The following is a 13,509-nucleotide window of genomic DNA, read 5'->3' as shown; positions in this document are numbered from 1 at the left end:
TCTCTTCGGGCTCAAGCGTCGCCGGCGCGCATTCCGATCCGGACCAGGGTGGACAGGTTCGCGGCCTGCATTTTCGTCATCACCTTGGCGCGAAAGATTTCCACCGTACGCGGGCTGATCTCCAGCCTTTGCGCGATCTCCTTGTTGGAGCAGCCGTCGATCAGGGCGTCGAATACCTGACGCTCGCGCGGGGTCAGGGTGTCCAGTCGGGCCTTGGCGTCCTCGCGCGCGATCCGCTCGGCCTCCAGACTGGTCAGGGAGGCCAGACAGCTGGAAACCGCGTCCAGCATTCGCTGCGGATCGAAAGGCTTTTCGACGAAATCCACGACGCCTGCCTTCATCAACTGAACCGCCAGCGTCACCTCCCCATGACCCGTGATGACGATCACCGGCCAGGTGTCGCCGCGCAGGCTTTTGAGACGCCCGACCAGCTCAGAACCCTGAAGCCCCGGCATCCGCACATCGGTGATGACGCAGGCGCTGCGGTCTTCGGGCAGATTGGTCAGGAAGTCGTCGGCGCTGACGAAACTGCGCGCCCGATACCCGGCCCCGCGCAGCATCAGCACCAAGGCGTCGCGCATGGCAGGGTCGTCGTCGATGATGAAAACGGAGTGCGGGCTCATCAGATTTCGGACTCCGTGGGACGCGGCAAACGAAACGAAAAGGTCGCTCCACCCTGAGAATTCCGGCTGACGACCAGGGTCGCGCCGTGGCTTTCGACGATTGAACGCGTGACCGACAGCCCCAGACCCATGCCGCCGGCCTTAGTCGTCGCCATCGGATGAAAGATCCTGTCGATTCTGTCTTCGGGGATGCCGTCGCCATTGTCGCACACCGCGATCTCATAGCCGTTCGCGCCCAGCGTCCGGCCGGTCACCGTCACGCGCGCGCCCTCGCGTCCGATGACGGCGTCCACGGCGTTGCGCACCAGATTGGCCAGCGCCTGCTGAATTTGAATGCGGTCGGCCAGAACCTGATCGTCGTCTTCTTCCACATCCAGAGCGATCGTCGTGTCGGTGTCCTGTCCCGTCAGGGCGAAGACCGGCGCCAGGTCCAGGACGATCAGCGAGGCGCGCTCTTCGGTGAAGGACCGCGAACCTGTGGCGACCTGTTCGCGCATGCGCCGAATGATGTCGCCGGCGCGCAGCAACTGGGTCTTGGCCAAGTCGATGGTCCTGGCCGGCCCTTCCGCGACCGTTCCCAGCCGGGTCAGTTCGGCCTGGCCGGCATGCAGATAAACGGTGGCGGCGGTCAGCGGCTGGTTCAGTTCGTGGGCCAGGGTCGCGGCCATTTCGCCCATCGAGTTCAAACGCCAGACGCTGCTGAGCTTGTCGTTCAGGTCGCGCTCGCCCTTACGGATCGTCTCGGCCTGACTTTGATCGCCCAGCGTCAGGACGATGTGTTCGGGGGCGATGTCGTCGGGCAGGACGTTGGCGTGAAGCGTCAGCGGCGGCCCGGGCGCATCTATACTCCCGCTCGTCCAGGGGGCGGAGGACGGGCCCAGAACCTCGCCGCCCTGGCGAGCCTTCGCCAAGGCGGCGTCGTCGAAGCCGGGCAGCAGCGATCCGAAAGGCTGCGCCATCGCCGCCTCTCGATCCACACGCAGAAGATCGGCGGCGGCCGGGGTCACGCGGCGCGTGCGTCCTTCACGGTCCAGGGTCACGATCGGCGTCGTGGCCACGATAGTGTCGAGCAGCATCTCGCGCAGCGCCAGATCGCGCGTCAGGGCACGGGCCTGTTCCAACGAGTCGATCAGCCGACGACAGACCTCGGCGATGACCCAGGCGATGACGGCGAAAAGCGCGGCGTTGGTCGCCGCATCCAGCACGCTTTCGCGATGCACCAGCCACAGGTTGGCCCCGATGGCCAACAGGATCGCCAGCACGACCGCGCCCCTTTGCGCCAGCAGAGCCGTAACAATCACCGCCGGGACCAGCGGCAGATAATAGAAATTTCCAAACGGTTCGAGCGCGCTGCGAACCAGCGTCGCCACAAGAACAGCCAGACACGCGATCAAGACCCCGCTCCACCATGTCCTGGACCTGAAAATCATGTCCTCGTGCTGTTCCTAGGCTGCTGGATATATTTCACCGGAGTATGGGTTGGGATGCGAAAACTCGACAGAACTTGGGCTGCCGGGCCTCGCCGCTTTTCTGACAACTTTCATATAGGCTCGTTTCGACTACGTGAACATACGTATTCGCTCAAAATCGGTTTGGAGTGACCAGCACCCCTGCCGATGACGCAGCTCGGACGCTGGGCGACACACCTCATGGGTTACGCAATCCTACATACGGTCCGGTTCAGATTTAATATTAATCATCGCCTCATCCTTGGGCTTCAGAATGCAGAAGCTTCAGGGATCACCATGTTTCGTTCGTCAGCCTTCTTTGTTGTCGCGGCAGTAGGCCTCGCAGCGCCGATCACCTCCCAGGCCCAATCGTTCGGCCTCGATGTCGGTGTCGCCAGCCAGTATGTCGGCAAAGGGTTGGGCAAGAGCAATCAGGACGTTGCGCCTTTCGCCAAGGCCGAAGCCGGCTTCGGCGAAGGCTACGCCAGCGTCTTCGTCTCTGACGCCGCCGGATCTCAAGGCTACGACCTGGAAATCGTCAGCATGGTCGGTTGGCGCCCCAAGGCGGGCGGCTTCACCTTCGATCTGGGGATCATGAACCGCGACCTGCCAGGGTCGCGCGCCGGCGTCGACAAAAACTACTGGGAATATCAGGCAGACGCTTCACGCAAGCTGGGCCCCGTGGCGACGCGCCTGCGCGTCAACTATTCGCCCGACGGCTTTGCGGCGACGAAAGAGGCCTGGTGGCTGGAGCTGCAAGGCACGGTCGCCGTCGCCGCCAAGACAAAGATTTCGGCTGCCGTCGCCAACCGCATGGCGGACGGCGGCGTCGATTACAACGCCTGGAATGTCGGCGCCAAACAGAAGCTGACCGACGCCTTGGCCGTCGATCTGCGCTGGTACGACACCGACCGCCACAGCGCAGGCGAACCCTATGAGGGTCGCCTCGTCGCCGCCGCCACCTATTCGTTCTGAGTTACCGATCCACCGGGGGATGCTGAGTTGAAGTTGATTGAAAATATGCCCGTCGGCCGCAAGCTGTTCGCGGCCTTTGGTCTCGTTTTGGCGGCGATCGCCGTCATGGGCGTCGTCGTCGTCACGAGCCTGCTCCAGCTGGAGAAGGCCGGCGAAGTGCGCACGGTGGAAAACCAGGTCAATCGCACCACGGCGACGGCTGAGTTCTACATGGCGCGCCAGGAGAACGCCTTCCGCGGCTACCTTCTGTCTCAGGATCCCTACTATATCGAACGCGTCGATGCGCACCGCGCCAAGTTCCTGGCGGCCATGGACGAGCTGCGCGGCGAACTGCCCGCCGACCGCGCCGCCTTGGTTGACAAGGCGGTGGAAAGCAATGCGACTTGGTACAAGAATGTCGTGGAAGCCGGTTCTGCGATGGTCCGCGACGGTCGCGCGGCCCAGGCCGTTCAGATGGTCGGCCGCAACGGAACGGCCGACAACTACGTCGCGCCGGCCGAAGACACGATCGACCAGATCAAGAGCGCCAATGATGTGGCGCGCAAGGCCTCGACCGAGGCTCAGGCCGCCGCCAGCCGCACCGCGCTGATCGCCACGATCGTGGGCCTGATCTCGGCCCTAGTGATCGCCCTCATCGCAGGCTTCGTCGCGACGCGCTCCATCGTGCGCCCGATCTTCACGATGATCGGCTATATGCAAAAGCTGATGGCCGGCGACACCGACATCAAGGTCGCTAGCGCCGAGCGCAAGGATGAGTTCGGCAAGATGGGTCAGGCCATCGTGGCCTTCCGCGACGCCGCGATCGAAAAGGTCCGCGTCGAACAGGACGCCTTGGCGCAGCGCTCGATGTCCGAGCAGGAACGCGCCGAACGCGAGGCCGACAAGGCGCGCGAAGCCGCCGAGGACGCTCAGGCCATCGGCGCTCTTGGCGAAGGTCTTTCGGCCATGGCGAACGGAGATTTGACCTACCGGATCGACATCGAGTTCAGCGCCAAGACCGCGCAGCTGAAGACGGACTTCAACGCCGCGATCTCGCAGCTGCAGCAGGCCGTCTCGGTCGTGGTCAACAATGTCTCGGGCATCCGCTCGGGCGCCGGCGAAATCTCGCAGGCCGCCGACGACCTGTCGCGCCGCACCGAACAGCAGGCCGCCTCGCTGGAGGAAACCGCCGCCGCCCTGGATGAAATTACCGCCACGGTGAACAAGACCGCCTCGGGCGCCCGCCAAGCGTCGGACGTGGTTCAGGCCGCGCGCGGCGACGCCGAGAAGAGCGGCGTGATCGTGCGCGACGCCGTCCAGGCCATGACCGCTATCGAAGGCTCGTCCACCCAGATCAATCAGATCATCGGCGTCATCGATGAGATCGCCTTCCAGACCAACCTTCTGGCCCTGAACGCCGGCGTCGAGGCCGCTCGTGCGGGCGAGGCCGGTCGCGGCTTTGCGGTGGTCGCGTCCGAAGTTCGCGCCCTGGCCCAGCGTTCGGCCGAAGCCGCCAAGGAGATCAAGACCCTGATCTCGGCCTCGACGGGTCAGGTCGGCTCGGGCGTCAAACTGGTCGGCGAGACCGGCGAGGCCCTGCAACGGATCGTGGACCGCGTCGCCGAGATCGACAGCCTGGTCACCGAAATCGCGGCCTCGGCCCAGGAACAGGCCGTCGGTCTGGCCCAGGTCAACACCGCCGTGAACCAGATGGACCAGGTCACTCAGCAGAACGCGGCCATGGTCGAGCAGTCGACCGCCGCCAGCCATTCGCTGGCCCAGGAGGCGGAGAGCCTGCAAGCCTCGGTCGCTCAGTTCCGCGTCGGGTCTTCGCCGTCGCGCGCCGCTGCGCCCGCGCCGGTTCGCACGCCTGCGCCCGTCGCCAAGCCCGCGGCTCGCTCCAGTCACATGGTCGCCGCCCTGAAGACCATCGGCCGTGGCGGCGCCGCGCCCAGGCCTCAAGTCACCGCCGCCGAAGACGGTTGGGAGGAGTTCTGATGACCGAAACCCTGATCCTCTCCGACGTGTTGGACCTGAATGCGGCCGAGCCTCTGAAGGCCGAACTGCTGGCCCTGCGCGGTCATCCGGTGGTCCTGGACGCCTCTGCGGTTCAGCGCCTGGGCGGCCTGTGCCTTCAGATCCTGCTGTCGGCGCGAAAGACGTGGGCGGCCGACGGCGTCAACCTAAGTTTAGGGTCTGTGTCCCAATATTGGACGGAACAATGGGCGGCCTATGGCGCGCCGGACTTCAACACCGAGGGGGCGTTGGCATGACCAAGACCGTTCTGACGATCGACGATTCACGCACCATGCGCGACATGCTGCTGATGGCGTTGGAAGACGCAGGCTATACCGTGATCCAGGCAGTGGACGGCGTCGACGGTCTGGAGACCCTGGCGTCCAAGGGCGCCGATGTCATCATCACCGATATCAACATGCCGCGCATGGACGGTTTCGGCGTCATCGAGGGCGTCCGCGCCGATCCGAACCACCGCACGACCCCGGTGCTGGTGCTGACGACCGAAAGCGACGTCGAGAAGAAGGCGCGCGCCCGCGCCGCCGGCGCCACCGGCTGGATCGTCAAGCCGTTCGACCCCGCAAAGCTGGTGGACGCTGTCCGCCGCGTCGCCGCCTGATCGCCCAACTCTGATCGCTGAAGCCCGCCGGACCCCGACCTAATGGACGCCTTCGAAGCCATCAAAGCCACCTTCTTTCAGGAGTGCGACGAACTGCTCGCGGACCTGGAAGCCAAGCTGATGTTGCTTGAACAGGGTCAGACCGACCTGGAGACGATCAACGCCGTCTTCCGCGCCGTCCATTCGGTCAAGGGCGGGGCAGGGGCCTTTGGCCTGGAGGCCCTGGTTCGGTTCGCCCACGTCTTCGAGACCCTGATGGACGAACTGCGCGCGGGCCGTAAGCCGTGCGACGCCATCACCATCAAGACCCTGCTGCGCGCCTCCGACGTGCTGGCCGATCATATCCAGGCCGCCCAGGGTCTGATCCCGCCGGTGGACGAGGCGCGGTCCGCCGCCCTGGTCGCCGAAATGCAGGTCCTGACCCACGGCGGCGAGGCGCCGGTCGAGGTCGAGGAAGACGAAGACGACTTCGGCTTCACTCCCATGGCCTTCGACATGGCGCTGGACGAGCCTGCACCCCTGCCCATCGCCGATCTGGGCGCCGATCTGGGCGCCGACGCGCCGTCGGTTGGCTGGCGCATCGTGTTCAAGCCGATGGGCCGGATGTACGTCAACGCCAACGAGACCAGCCTGCTGCTGCGCGAACTGGGCCGCCTCGGCCCGGTCACGGTCGTCGTGGACGACAGCGAAACGCCGACGCTGGACGCGCTGTCGATCGAGGGCGGCTGCCTGACCTGGACGGTCGATCTGGCCGCCGCCGTCGATGAGGAGGCCGTGCGCGAGGTCTTCGACTTCGTCGAAAGCGACTGCGATCTGACCATCACGCCCTTGGGCGCCGGTGGTGATGAACTCGCTGCGTTCGAAGACGAACCGGCCGCCGTCCTGCCCGCCAGCGACGACCTGGATATCGCCGCTCTTCTGGCCAAGGCTTCCGGCGCCGCCGCCGAGCCGGCGGCCGAGGTCGTGCCCTTCGCTCCCCTGGAGTTGGAGCCCGCGCCGGCCCCGATCGCGGCTGCACCTGCCGTAGAGCCGGCGGCTGCCCCTGTCGCCGCACCCGTGGCGGCGATGCCCGCGCCGGCTTCCGCCCCTGTCGCGCCCGCGCCGGTGACGATCCGTGTCGATCTGGACCGCGTGGATCGCCTGATCAACGTCGTCGGCGAACTCGTCATCCAGCAGGCCATGCTGTCGCAGCGCGTCCTGGAAAGCGGCCTTGCCCGGTCGTCCGGCATCGCGCTGGGCCTCGAAGATCTGGAGCTGCTGACCCGCGAGATCCAGGACAGCGTCATGGCCATCCGCGCCCAGCCGGTGAAGTCGGTGTTCCAGCGTATGCCCCGTCTGGTCCGCGAAGTCGCCGACATGGTCTCCAAACAGGTTCGCCTGGTCACGGCCGGCGAGGACACCGAGGTCGACAAGACCGTGGTCGAACGCCTGGCTGAACCCATCACCCACATGCTGCGCAACGCCATCGACCACGGGCTGGAAACCCCGGATGAGCGCGTCGCCGCCGGCAAGTCGGCCGAGGGCACCGTGCGTCTCGCGGCCCTGCACCGCTCGGGTCGGATCGTCATCGAAATCTCCGACGACGGCCGCGGCATCAACCGCGAACGGGTCAAGAAGATCGCCGTCGACAAGGGTCTGATCGCCGCCGACGCGCCCCTGACCGACGAACAGATCGACAATCTGATCTTCGCGCCGGGCTTCTCCACCGCCGCCGTCGTGTCCGACATTTCGGGCCGGGGCGTGGGCATGGACGTGGTTAAACGCTCGATCCAGGCCTTGGGCGGACGCATCTCCATCAGCTCGGTTCCGGGCAAGGGCTCGACCTTCACCCTCAGCCTGCCGCTGACGCTGGCGGTGCTGGACGGCATGGTCGTCGCCGCCGCCGAACAGACGCTGATCGCGCCGCTGCCGGCCATCGTCGAGAGCCTGACTCCGCAGGCCGTCGATCTGCATTTCGTCGGCGGCGTTGATCCTGTCATCCGCTTCCGCGATCGCTTCCTGCCGCTGATCGACGTGGCCCTGATCATGGGCTTCCGCGAACAGCCGATGAACCCGACCGAAGGCGTCGCCGTGGTCGTCGAAACCGAAGGCGGCCAGCAGGCGGCCCTGCTGTTCGACGCCATCCAGGGCCAGCGCCAGGTGGTCATCAAGAGCCTCGAGACCAACTACCAGCAGGTCGAGGGCGTCGCCGCCGCCACCATCCTGGGCGACGGGCGCGTCGCCCTGATCCTGGATGTCGATGTGCTGGTCACCGACATGCGCCGCAAATCCGTCCGTCCCGACTTCAAGCTCGCGAGCTGAACCATGACCGAAGCCAAAGATCTCCAGCGTGAACTGATCGCCTTCCGCATCGGCAGTCAGGAATTCTGCGTCGACATCATGTCGGTGCGCGAAATCCGCGGCTGGACGCCGGCGACGCCTCTGCCCCGTTCGCCGGGATACATGAAGGGCGTCATCAACCTGCGCGGCACGGTCCTGCCGATCATCGATCTGGGCGCGCGCTTCGGCCTGACGACCTCGGAACCGACGGCGCGCCACGTCATCATGGTCGCCCATATCGGCGGCCGGATGGTCGGCCTGCTGGTCGACGCCGTGTCCGACATCCTGCAGATGAGCGAGGCCTCGGTCCAGCCGACGCCCGACGTCGCCAGCGATCAGGTCAAGACCTTCGTCAAGGGCATCTTCTCGATCGACGGCCGCATGATCAGCCTGATCGAACTGGATTACATCCTGCCGCAAGTCGAGGCCGAAGCCGCATGACCGCCGCCGCCGGCCGGGGATCGATCGTCGAGGGCGAGTTCGTCTTCACCGCCGAGGATTTCCGCCATATAGCCCAGATGCTGCACGCCCACGCGGGCATCGCCCTGAACGAGGGCAAGGCCGCGCTGGTGTATTCGCGCCTGGCCAAGCGTTTGCGCACCCTGGGTCTGACCAGCTTCCGCGACTACTGCGCCCTGGTCGAGGGCGTGGACGGCGTGGACGAGCGTCAGAAGATGACGGCGGCCCTGACCACCAACGTCACCCGCTTCTATCGCGAGCCGCACCATTTCGACGACCTGCGCGACCGGGTCATGCCCGAACTGGCGGCGCGCGCCCGCGCCGGCGGCCGGGTCCGTCTGTGGTCGGCGGCCTGCTCGAACGGGCAGGAGCCCTATTCGATGGCCCTGACCGTGCTCCAGGCTCTGCCCGAGGCGGCCGAGCTGGATTTGCGTATCCTGGCCACCGACATCGATCCCAACATGGTCGTCCAGGGCCATGACGGCGTCTATTCCGAAGAGGCGCTGGAGCCCGCGCCCGTCACCCTGTGGCGCAAATATTTCGACCGCGCCGATCGCGGCCAGTGGGTTGCGGGTCAGCAGCTGAAGCGTCTGGTCAGCTTCAAGGAGCTGAACCTGATCGGCGACTGGCCGATGAAGGGCAAGTTCGACGTCATCTTCTGCCGTAACGTCGTCATCTACTTCGACGACGCGACCCAGGAGCGGGTGTGGAAGCGGTTCACCCCGCTGATGAACCCCGGCGCGACCCTCTACATAGGTCACTCAGAACGAGTCTCCGGCCCAGCGACCAGCCAGCTCCAGACCGCCGGCCTGACCACCTATCGCCTGGGGGGCGCATGAGCCCCGTCCGCGTCCTCGTCGTTGACGACAGCCTGACCATGCGCGGGCTGATCTCGGCCGCCCTGAAGTCGGACCCTGAGATCGAGGTCGTCGGCACCGCCGCCGATCCCATCGAGGCGCGCGCCGCGATCAAGGCCCTGAACCCCGACGTTCTCACCCTGGATGTCGAGATGCCCAATATGAACGGGCTGGAGTTCTTGGAAAAGATCATGCGGCTGCGGCCCATGCCGGTGGTCATGGTCTCGACCCTGACGGCGGCGGGCACGGACGTGACCCTGGCCGCGCTGGAAATCGGCGCCGTGGACGCGGTGGCCAAGCCGGCGGTCGCCAGCGTCGATGCCTTCCACGACCTGATCGGCAAGGTGAAGACCGCCGCCCGGTCGCGCGTCCGCGCCCGCGGCGACACGCCCGCCGCCGCCGAGGCGCCGCGCGCCTATCACGCCGACCCCCAACAGATTCTCGCCATCGGTTCGTCCACTGGGGGGGTCGAGGCTCTGCTGACCGTGCTCAGCGGCTTCCCGCTGGATTGCCCGGCGACCGTCATCACCCAGCATATGCCGGCGACCTTCACCGCCAGCTTCGCCGCCCGCCTGGACCGTGTCTGCGCCCCGACCGTGACTGAGGCGGTGGACGGCGCCCCGCTGAAGCCGGGCCACATCTATCTGGCCCCCGGCGGCGCAACCCATCTTGAGGTGTCCGGCGGCCTGACGCCCCGTTGCCGCCTGATCGCCAGTGATCCCGTCAACGGCCACCGCCCGTCGGTCGATGTGATGTTCGACTCCGTCGCCCGGCTGAAGCGTCCGATGACCGGCGTTATCCTGACCGGCATGGGCCGTGACGGCGCCAAGGGCCTGCTGACGATGCGCCAGGCCGGCGGCCGCACGCTGGGCCAGGACGAGGCGACTTGCGTCGTCTACGGCATGCCCAAGGCCGCCCATGAAATCGGCGCCGTGGAGCGGCAGTTGCCGTTGCACCGCCTGTCCCCCGCCATTCTCGAACTGTGCGCCGATCCGGCTGCGCGGTCAGTCGCCTAATCGGGAGCGTAACCTATGCCCGCCGCCGCCTCACTTCACTGCCTGGTCGTCGATGATCAGATGACGATGCGTTCGCTGGTCCGCACCAGCCTGCAACAACTCGGCGTGCGCGAGATCCGCGAGGCCGCCGACGGCGAAATCGCCTTGCGCGAGATCGTGTCCAAGCCCGCGCACCTGATCATCTCCGACTACAATATGCCGAACCTGGACGGTCTGGGCCTGCTGCGCGCCGTTCGCGCCCATCCCCCCACCTCCAAGACCGCCTTCATCATGCTGACGGGCCGCGCCGACCGCGAGCTGGTCCAACGTGCGGTGCAGTTCGGCGTCAACAACTACCTGGTCAAGCCTTTCACCGTCGCCCAGCTGAAGGGCAAGCTGGAAGCCGTTTTCGGTCCCCTGACATGAGTTTCGCCGCCCTGAAGGACACGGTCGAAAAACGCGTTCACGTCGGTCAGGGCGAGCACTTCATCACGTCCGATCCCAATGTCGTGCTCAGCACCATCCTGGGGTCCTGCGTCGCCATGTGCGTGCGTGATCCGTTGGCAGGCGTCGGCGGCATGAATCACTTCCTGCTGCCCGAAGGCTCGGGCGCGGGCACCGACGCGGGGCGTCGCTACGGCGCCTATGCGATGGAGCTGCTGATCAACGACATGCTCAAGGCCGGCGCCCGTCGCGACCGGCTGGAGGCCAAGCTGTTCGGCGGCGGCCGCATGTTCGACAGCCTGCGCGACGTCGGGCGCAGCAACGCCGACTTCGCCGAGAAATTCCTGCGCGATGAAGGCATCCCTGTCGTCGGCGGCAGCCTGCGCGGCGACGGCGGTCGGCGCCTGCACTACTGGCCCGTCACCGGCCGCGCCCTGCAGCGCGCCGTCACCGATGTCGTCGCGCCCAAGCCCGTGCCCGTCATGGCTCCGGTCGACACCGGCGCCCTGGAACTGTTCTGAAGATGAGCGCCCCGCCCGAACACGCCGATCTGCTGGCCGCCGTCGCCGACGAGCTGATGCTGGTGCGCGAAGGCATCGACGGGATCGAGGCCCTGGTCAGCGATCTGGTCCGCCGCGCCCCGCCCGAGGAACGGCCCAATGCCCTGACCCAGGCCCAGGCCCTGGACGCCCTGACCCAGCGTCTCGAGGCTCTGTCCGGCGTCCTGCGCATGCTGGGCGGCGGCGCCAGCCCGTCCGAGGCCGTCAGCCGCCTGTCGCTGGCCGACATGGCCGGCCGCCTTCGTCCCGCCGCCGGCGAGCATCGCCCGCAATCGAACGCCGACGCCGGCGACCTCATGCTGTTCTGACGCCATGGCCAAGAGCGATCGGGTCAATCTGGCGCACACGACGGTCCTTCTGATCGACGACCAGCCCACGTCGCTGGATATGCTGGGTTCCATCGTCCAGGGCTTCGGCTGCAAGGAGCAGATCAAGTGCGCCTCGGCCCAGGCGGCCGTCGAACTGTTGGCGCGCCGCTCGGTCGATCTGATTTTGATCGACTGCATCATGCCGGACATGGACGGCTATGACTTCGTGCGCTGGCTGCGGCGCGACGCCCCCACGCCGACCCGCTATGTGCCCGTCATCATGATCCTCGGCCACGCTTCCCAGGCCAAGGTCCAGCAGGGCCGCGACTGCGGCGCCAGCTTCATCGTCGCCAAACCCCTGTCGCCGTCCCTGCTGCTGAAACGGATCATCTGGCTGGGCGGCGAGGACCGGGATTTCGTCGAGGCCGAACACTACATCGGGCCCGACCGCAGGGTGCGCAACTATGGGCCGCCCCCCGGCACCGACGGCCGCCGCTCAAGCGACCTGTCCGGCGATCTGGGCGAGGCGGTCGAGGAAAACATGGATCAGGACGACATCGACATGCTGATGAAGCCGATGAAGGTCAGCCTGTGACCGAGCCAGCCGCCGCGCCCAAGACGCCCACCGTCCGCCGCGTCCACACCTCGCTCCAGCGTCAGATGGCGCGGCCCGGCGGTCGTCTGATCGTCGAGGCCGAGTCGCGCGCCAACCAGGCGCTGGATGAACAGCGCGACCACGTCTTCACCCTGTTGACGGCCAATGTCGACGCCATCGAGGCCCTGTGCGCTACCCGTCCGTCGGACGCCCCGGCCCAGGTCTATGCCTTCGCCTCCGCCATGGTCGACATGGCCGGCTATCTGGACGTCCCGACCTTCTTCGAAGCCGCCTTCAGCCTGTGCGAGATCGCCGACCGGATGAAGAGCGCCGGCAGCTGGTCCTGGCCCTCGGTCGAGGTTCATGTCCGCGCGCTTCGCCTGACCCTGACCGCGCAGGGCCAGACCAGCGCCGATTCCGACCGCCTTTTGGAGGGCCTGCGCGCCCTGACCGCTCACATTCCGCCCGTCGGTTAACGGCCGTTCCGTTCTCGCGGAACAAGGGCGAAACGAATCAGGACCGAATCGCTGACATCGCCCGTTTCGTCCTTTGTTCACCGCGATATCTGGTAGGTTAAGCAGCCTTAACCACAAACGCCCGACGCCGGAGTCGAACGACCGCCGCCCGACTTTTTCGCCGCCCCGACTTCCCCCCGCCGCCCCGACCCGCTACGGCGTCCTGCGTGGCCCCGTAGCTCAGCTGCATAGAGCAAGGCTTTCCTAAAGCCGAGGTCGCAGGTTGGAGTCCTGCCGGGGTCGCCATCGCGCTGTCGGGTGCATTCTAATCGTCGAGGGGCAGCTCGCTATCGAATGGGATCCGATCAATCGCCTCCCACGGGCCGTCCAGATAGCGCCAGACGAGCAGGCCTTCAGCGAGAATGTCGAACGGCTCGAACTCCAATTTAAGGTACTCAAGCAACTGTTTGGCGTCTGGGGGCTCGACCTTGTTCTGGATCGTGATGTGCGGTCGGAACGGGGCCTGGTCCTGGCGGGTTAGCCAGGGCGAAAAGGCCTCCGCGAGTTGTCTACGCAGTCGGTCCAGATCGGCGGACGCCAGGCGGTAGGCCACGCCACGCCCCAGGGGCCACGGGCCGCGCACATCGAGGCGGATGGGCGCCTGGCGTCGGCACGCCGACTTCAGCGTCTCCAACACGAAGTCTTCCTGCGCGCCGGGGAGGGCGTGGAACAGGGTCAGATGGGCCGGGACGACGTTGCGGTGGCGGGGAAAGTGCGCCTGACGCAAGCCGTCGAACCAGTCGAAGGCGCCGTCGTCCAGGGCTGCGGTGATGATGAGCGGCGCCGGGTCTGCCACG

At 66.5% G+C, this 13,509-nt stretch carries 16 protein-coding genes and 1 tRNA gene; 14 read left to right on the top strand and 3 right to left on the bottom strand.

Annotation, left to right across the window (positions count from 1 at the left end):
- Positions 1-11: 11 nt before the first annotated feature.
- Together PFY01_RS15395 and PFY01_RS15390 are read right to left on the bottom strand one after the other, a co-directional pair.
- Positions 12-623, bottom strand: a complete 612-nt coding sequence (locus PFY01_RS15395; protein ID WP_066628728.1) for a response regulator transcription factor — start codon at positions 621-623, stop codon at positions 12-14.
- Complete coding sequence (locus tag PFY01_RS15390) at positions 623-2,017, bottom strand: two-component system sensor histidine kinase NtrB (RefSeq protein ID WP_271041918.1); 1,395 nt, start codon at positions 2,015-2,017, stop codon at positions 623-625. The genes PFY01_RS15395 and PFY01_RS15390 overlap by 1 nt, the downstream gene beginning before the upstream one ends.
- Before the next feature lie 351 nt (positions 2,018-2,368).
- Here PFY01_RS15390 and PFY01_RS15385 point away from each other — a divergent pair, with 351 nt between their 5' ends.
- The 14 genes from PFY01_RS15385 to PFY01_RS15320 all read left to right on the top strand — a co-directional run bounded on the left by PFY01_RS15385 (position 2,369) and on the right by PFY01_RS15320 (position 12,958).
- A complete protein-coding gene (locus PFY01_RS15385) occupies positions 2,369-3,046 on the top strand; it encodes a TorF family putative porin (RefSeq protein ID WP_271041917.1) in 678 nt (225 codons plus the stop codon).
- A gap of 45 nt (positions 3,047-3,091) precedes the next feature.
- Positions 3,092-5,023 (top strand): methyl-accepting chemotaxis protein, encoded by a 1,932-nt coding sequence (locus tag PFY01_RS15380; protein WP_271043080.1) that lies wholly within the window; start codon positions 3,092-3,094, stop codon positions 5,021-5,023.
- Positions 5,023-5,298 carry an STAS domain-containing protein gene (locus tag PFY01_RS15375; protein WP_039246221.1) on the top strand — a complete coding sequence of 92 codons (276 nt, stop codon included), beginning with the start codon at positions 5,023-5,025 and terminating at the stop codon, positions 5,296-5,298. Before PFY01_RS15380 ends, PFY01_RS15375 begins: the two co-directional genes overlap by 1 nt.
- Complete coding sequence (locus PFY01_RS15370; RefSeq protein WP_039246220.1) at positions 5,295-5,660, top strand: response regulator; 366 nt, start codon at positions 5,295-5,297, stop codon at positions 5,658-5,660. The genes PFY01_RS15375 and PFY01_RS15370 overlap by 4 nt, the downstream gene beginning before the upstream one ends.
- A gap of 42 nt (positions 5,661-5,702) precedes the next feature.
- Positions 5,703-7,961 carry a chemotaxis protein CheA gene (locus PFY01_RS15365; RefSeq protein WP_271041916.1) on the top strand — a complete coding sequence of 753 codons (2,259 nt, stop codon included), beginning with the start codon at positions 5,703-5,705 and terminating at the stop codon, positions 7,959-7,961.
- A 3-nt stretch (positions 7,962-7,964) separates the two neighbouring features.
- Positions 7,965-8,420 carry a chemotaxis protein CheW gene (locus PFY01_RS15360; RefSeq protein ID WP_039246217.1) on the top strand — a complete coding sequence of 152 codons (456 nt, stop codon included), beginning with the start codon at positions 7,965-7,967 and terminating at the stop codon, positions 8,418-8,420.
- The gene (locus PFY01_RS15355; protein WP_271041915.1) at positions 8,417-9,277 is read left to right on the top strand and encodes a CheR family methyltransferase; all 861 of its coding nucleotides are present in this window, start codon (positions 8,417-8,419) and stop codon (positions 9,275-9,277) included. Before PFY01_RS15360 ends, PFY01_RS15355 begins: the two co-directional genes overlap by 4 nt.
- Positions 9,274-10,311, top strand: coding sequence for a protein-glutamate methylesterase/protein-glutamine glutaminase (locus tag PFY01_RS15350; protein WP_271041914.1), 1,038 nt, complete (start codon positions 9,274-9,276; stop codon positions 10,309-10,311). The genes PFY01_RS15355 and PFY01_RS15350 overlap by 4 nt, the downstream gene beginning before the upstream one ends.
- A 15-nt stretch (positions 10,312-10,326) precedes the next feature.
- On the top strand, positions 10,327-10,716 hold the full coding sequence (locus tag PFY01_RS15345) for a response regulator (protein ID WP_039246211.1): 390 nt from the start codon (positions 10,327-10,329) through the stop codon (positions 10,714-10,716).
- A complete protein-coding gene (locus PFY01_RS15340; protein WP_055753918.1) occupies positions 10,713-11,255 on the top strand; it encodes a chemotaxis protein CheD in 543 nt (180 codons plus the stop codon). Before PFY01_RS15345 ends, PFY01_RS15340 begins: the two co-directional genes overlap by 4 nt.
- A 2-nt stretch (positions 11,256-11,257) precedes the next feature.
- Positions 11,258-11,602: a hypothetical protein gene (locus PFY01_RS15335; protein WP_045811565.1), complete on the top strand. Its 345-nt coding sequence runs from the start codon at positions 11,258-11,260 to the stop codon at positions 11,600-11,602.
- Between the two features lie 4 nt (positions 11,603-11,606).
- The gene (locus PFY01_RS15330) at positions 11,607-12,197 is read left to right on the top strand and encodes a response regulator (protein ID WP_055753919.1); all 591 of its coding nucleotides are present in this window, start codon (positions 11,607-11,609) and stop codon (positions 12,195-12,197) included.
- The gene (locus PFY01_RS15325; protein WP_271041913.1) at positions 12,194-12,673 is read left to right on the top strand and encodes a hypothetical protein; all 480 of its coding nucleotides are present in this window, start codon (positions 12,194-12,196) and stop codon (positions 12,671-12,673) included. Before PFY01_RS15330 ends, PFY01_RS15325 begins: the two co-directional genes overlap by 4 nt.
- 208 nt (positions 12,674-12,881) lie before the next feature.
- A tRNA-Arg gene (locus PFY01_RS15320) sits at positions 12,882-12,958 on the top strand.
- Positions 12,959-12,977: 19 nt separating this feature from the next.
- Here PFY01_RS15320 and PFY01_RS15315 read toward each other — a convergent pair.
- Positions 12,978-13,508 carry a 2'-5' RNA ligase family protein gene (locus PFY01_RS15315; protein ID WP_271041912.1) on the bottom strand — a complete coding sequence of 177 codons (531 nt, stop codon included), beginning with the start codon at positions 13,506-13,508 and terminating at the stop codon, positions 12,978-12,980.
- Between the last annotated feature and the right edge of the window lies 1 nt (position 13,509).

This window comes from Brevundimonas vesicularis, assembly GCF_027886425.1.
GTDB classification, from domain to species: Bacteria; Pseudomonadota; Alphaproteobacteria; order Caulobacterales; family Caulobacteraceae; genus Brevundimonas; species Brevundimonas vesicularis_C.
Note: the sequence above shows the minus strand (reverse complement) of the source record. Positions and strands in the feature narration are given on the sequence as shown.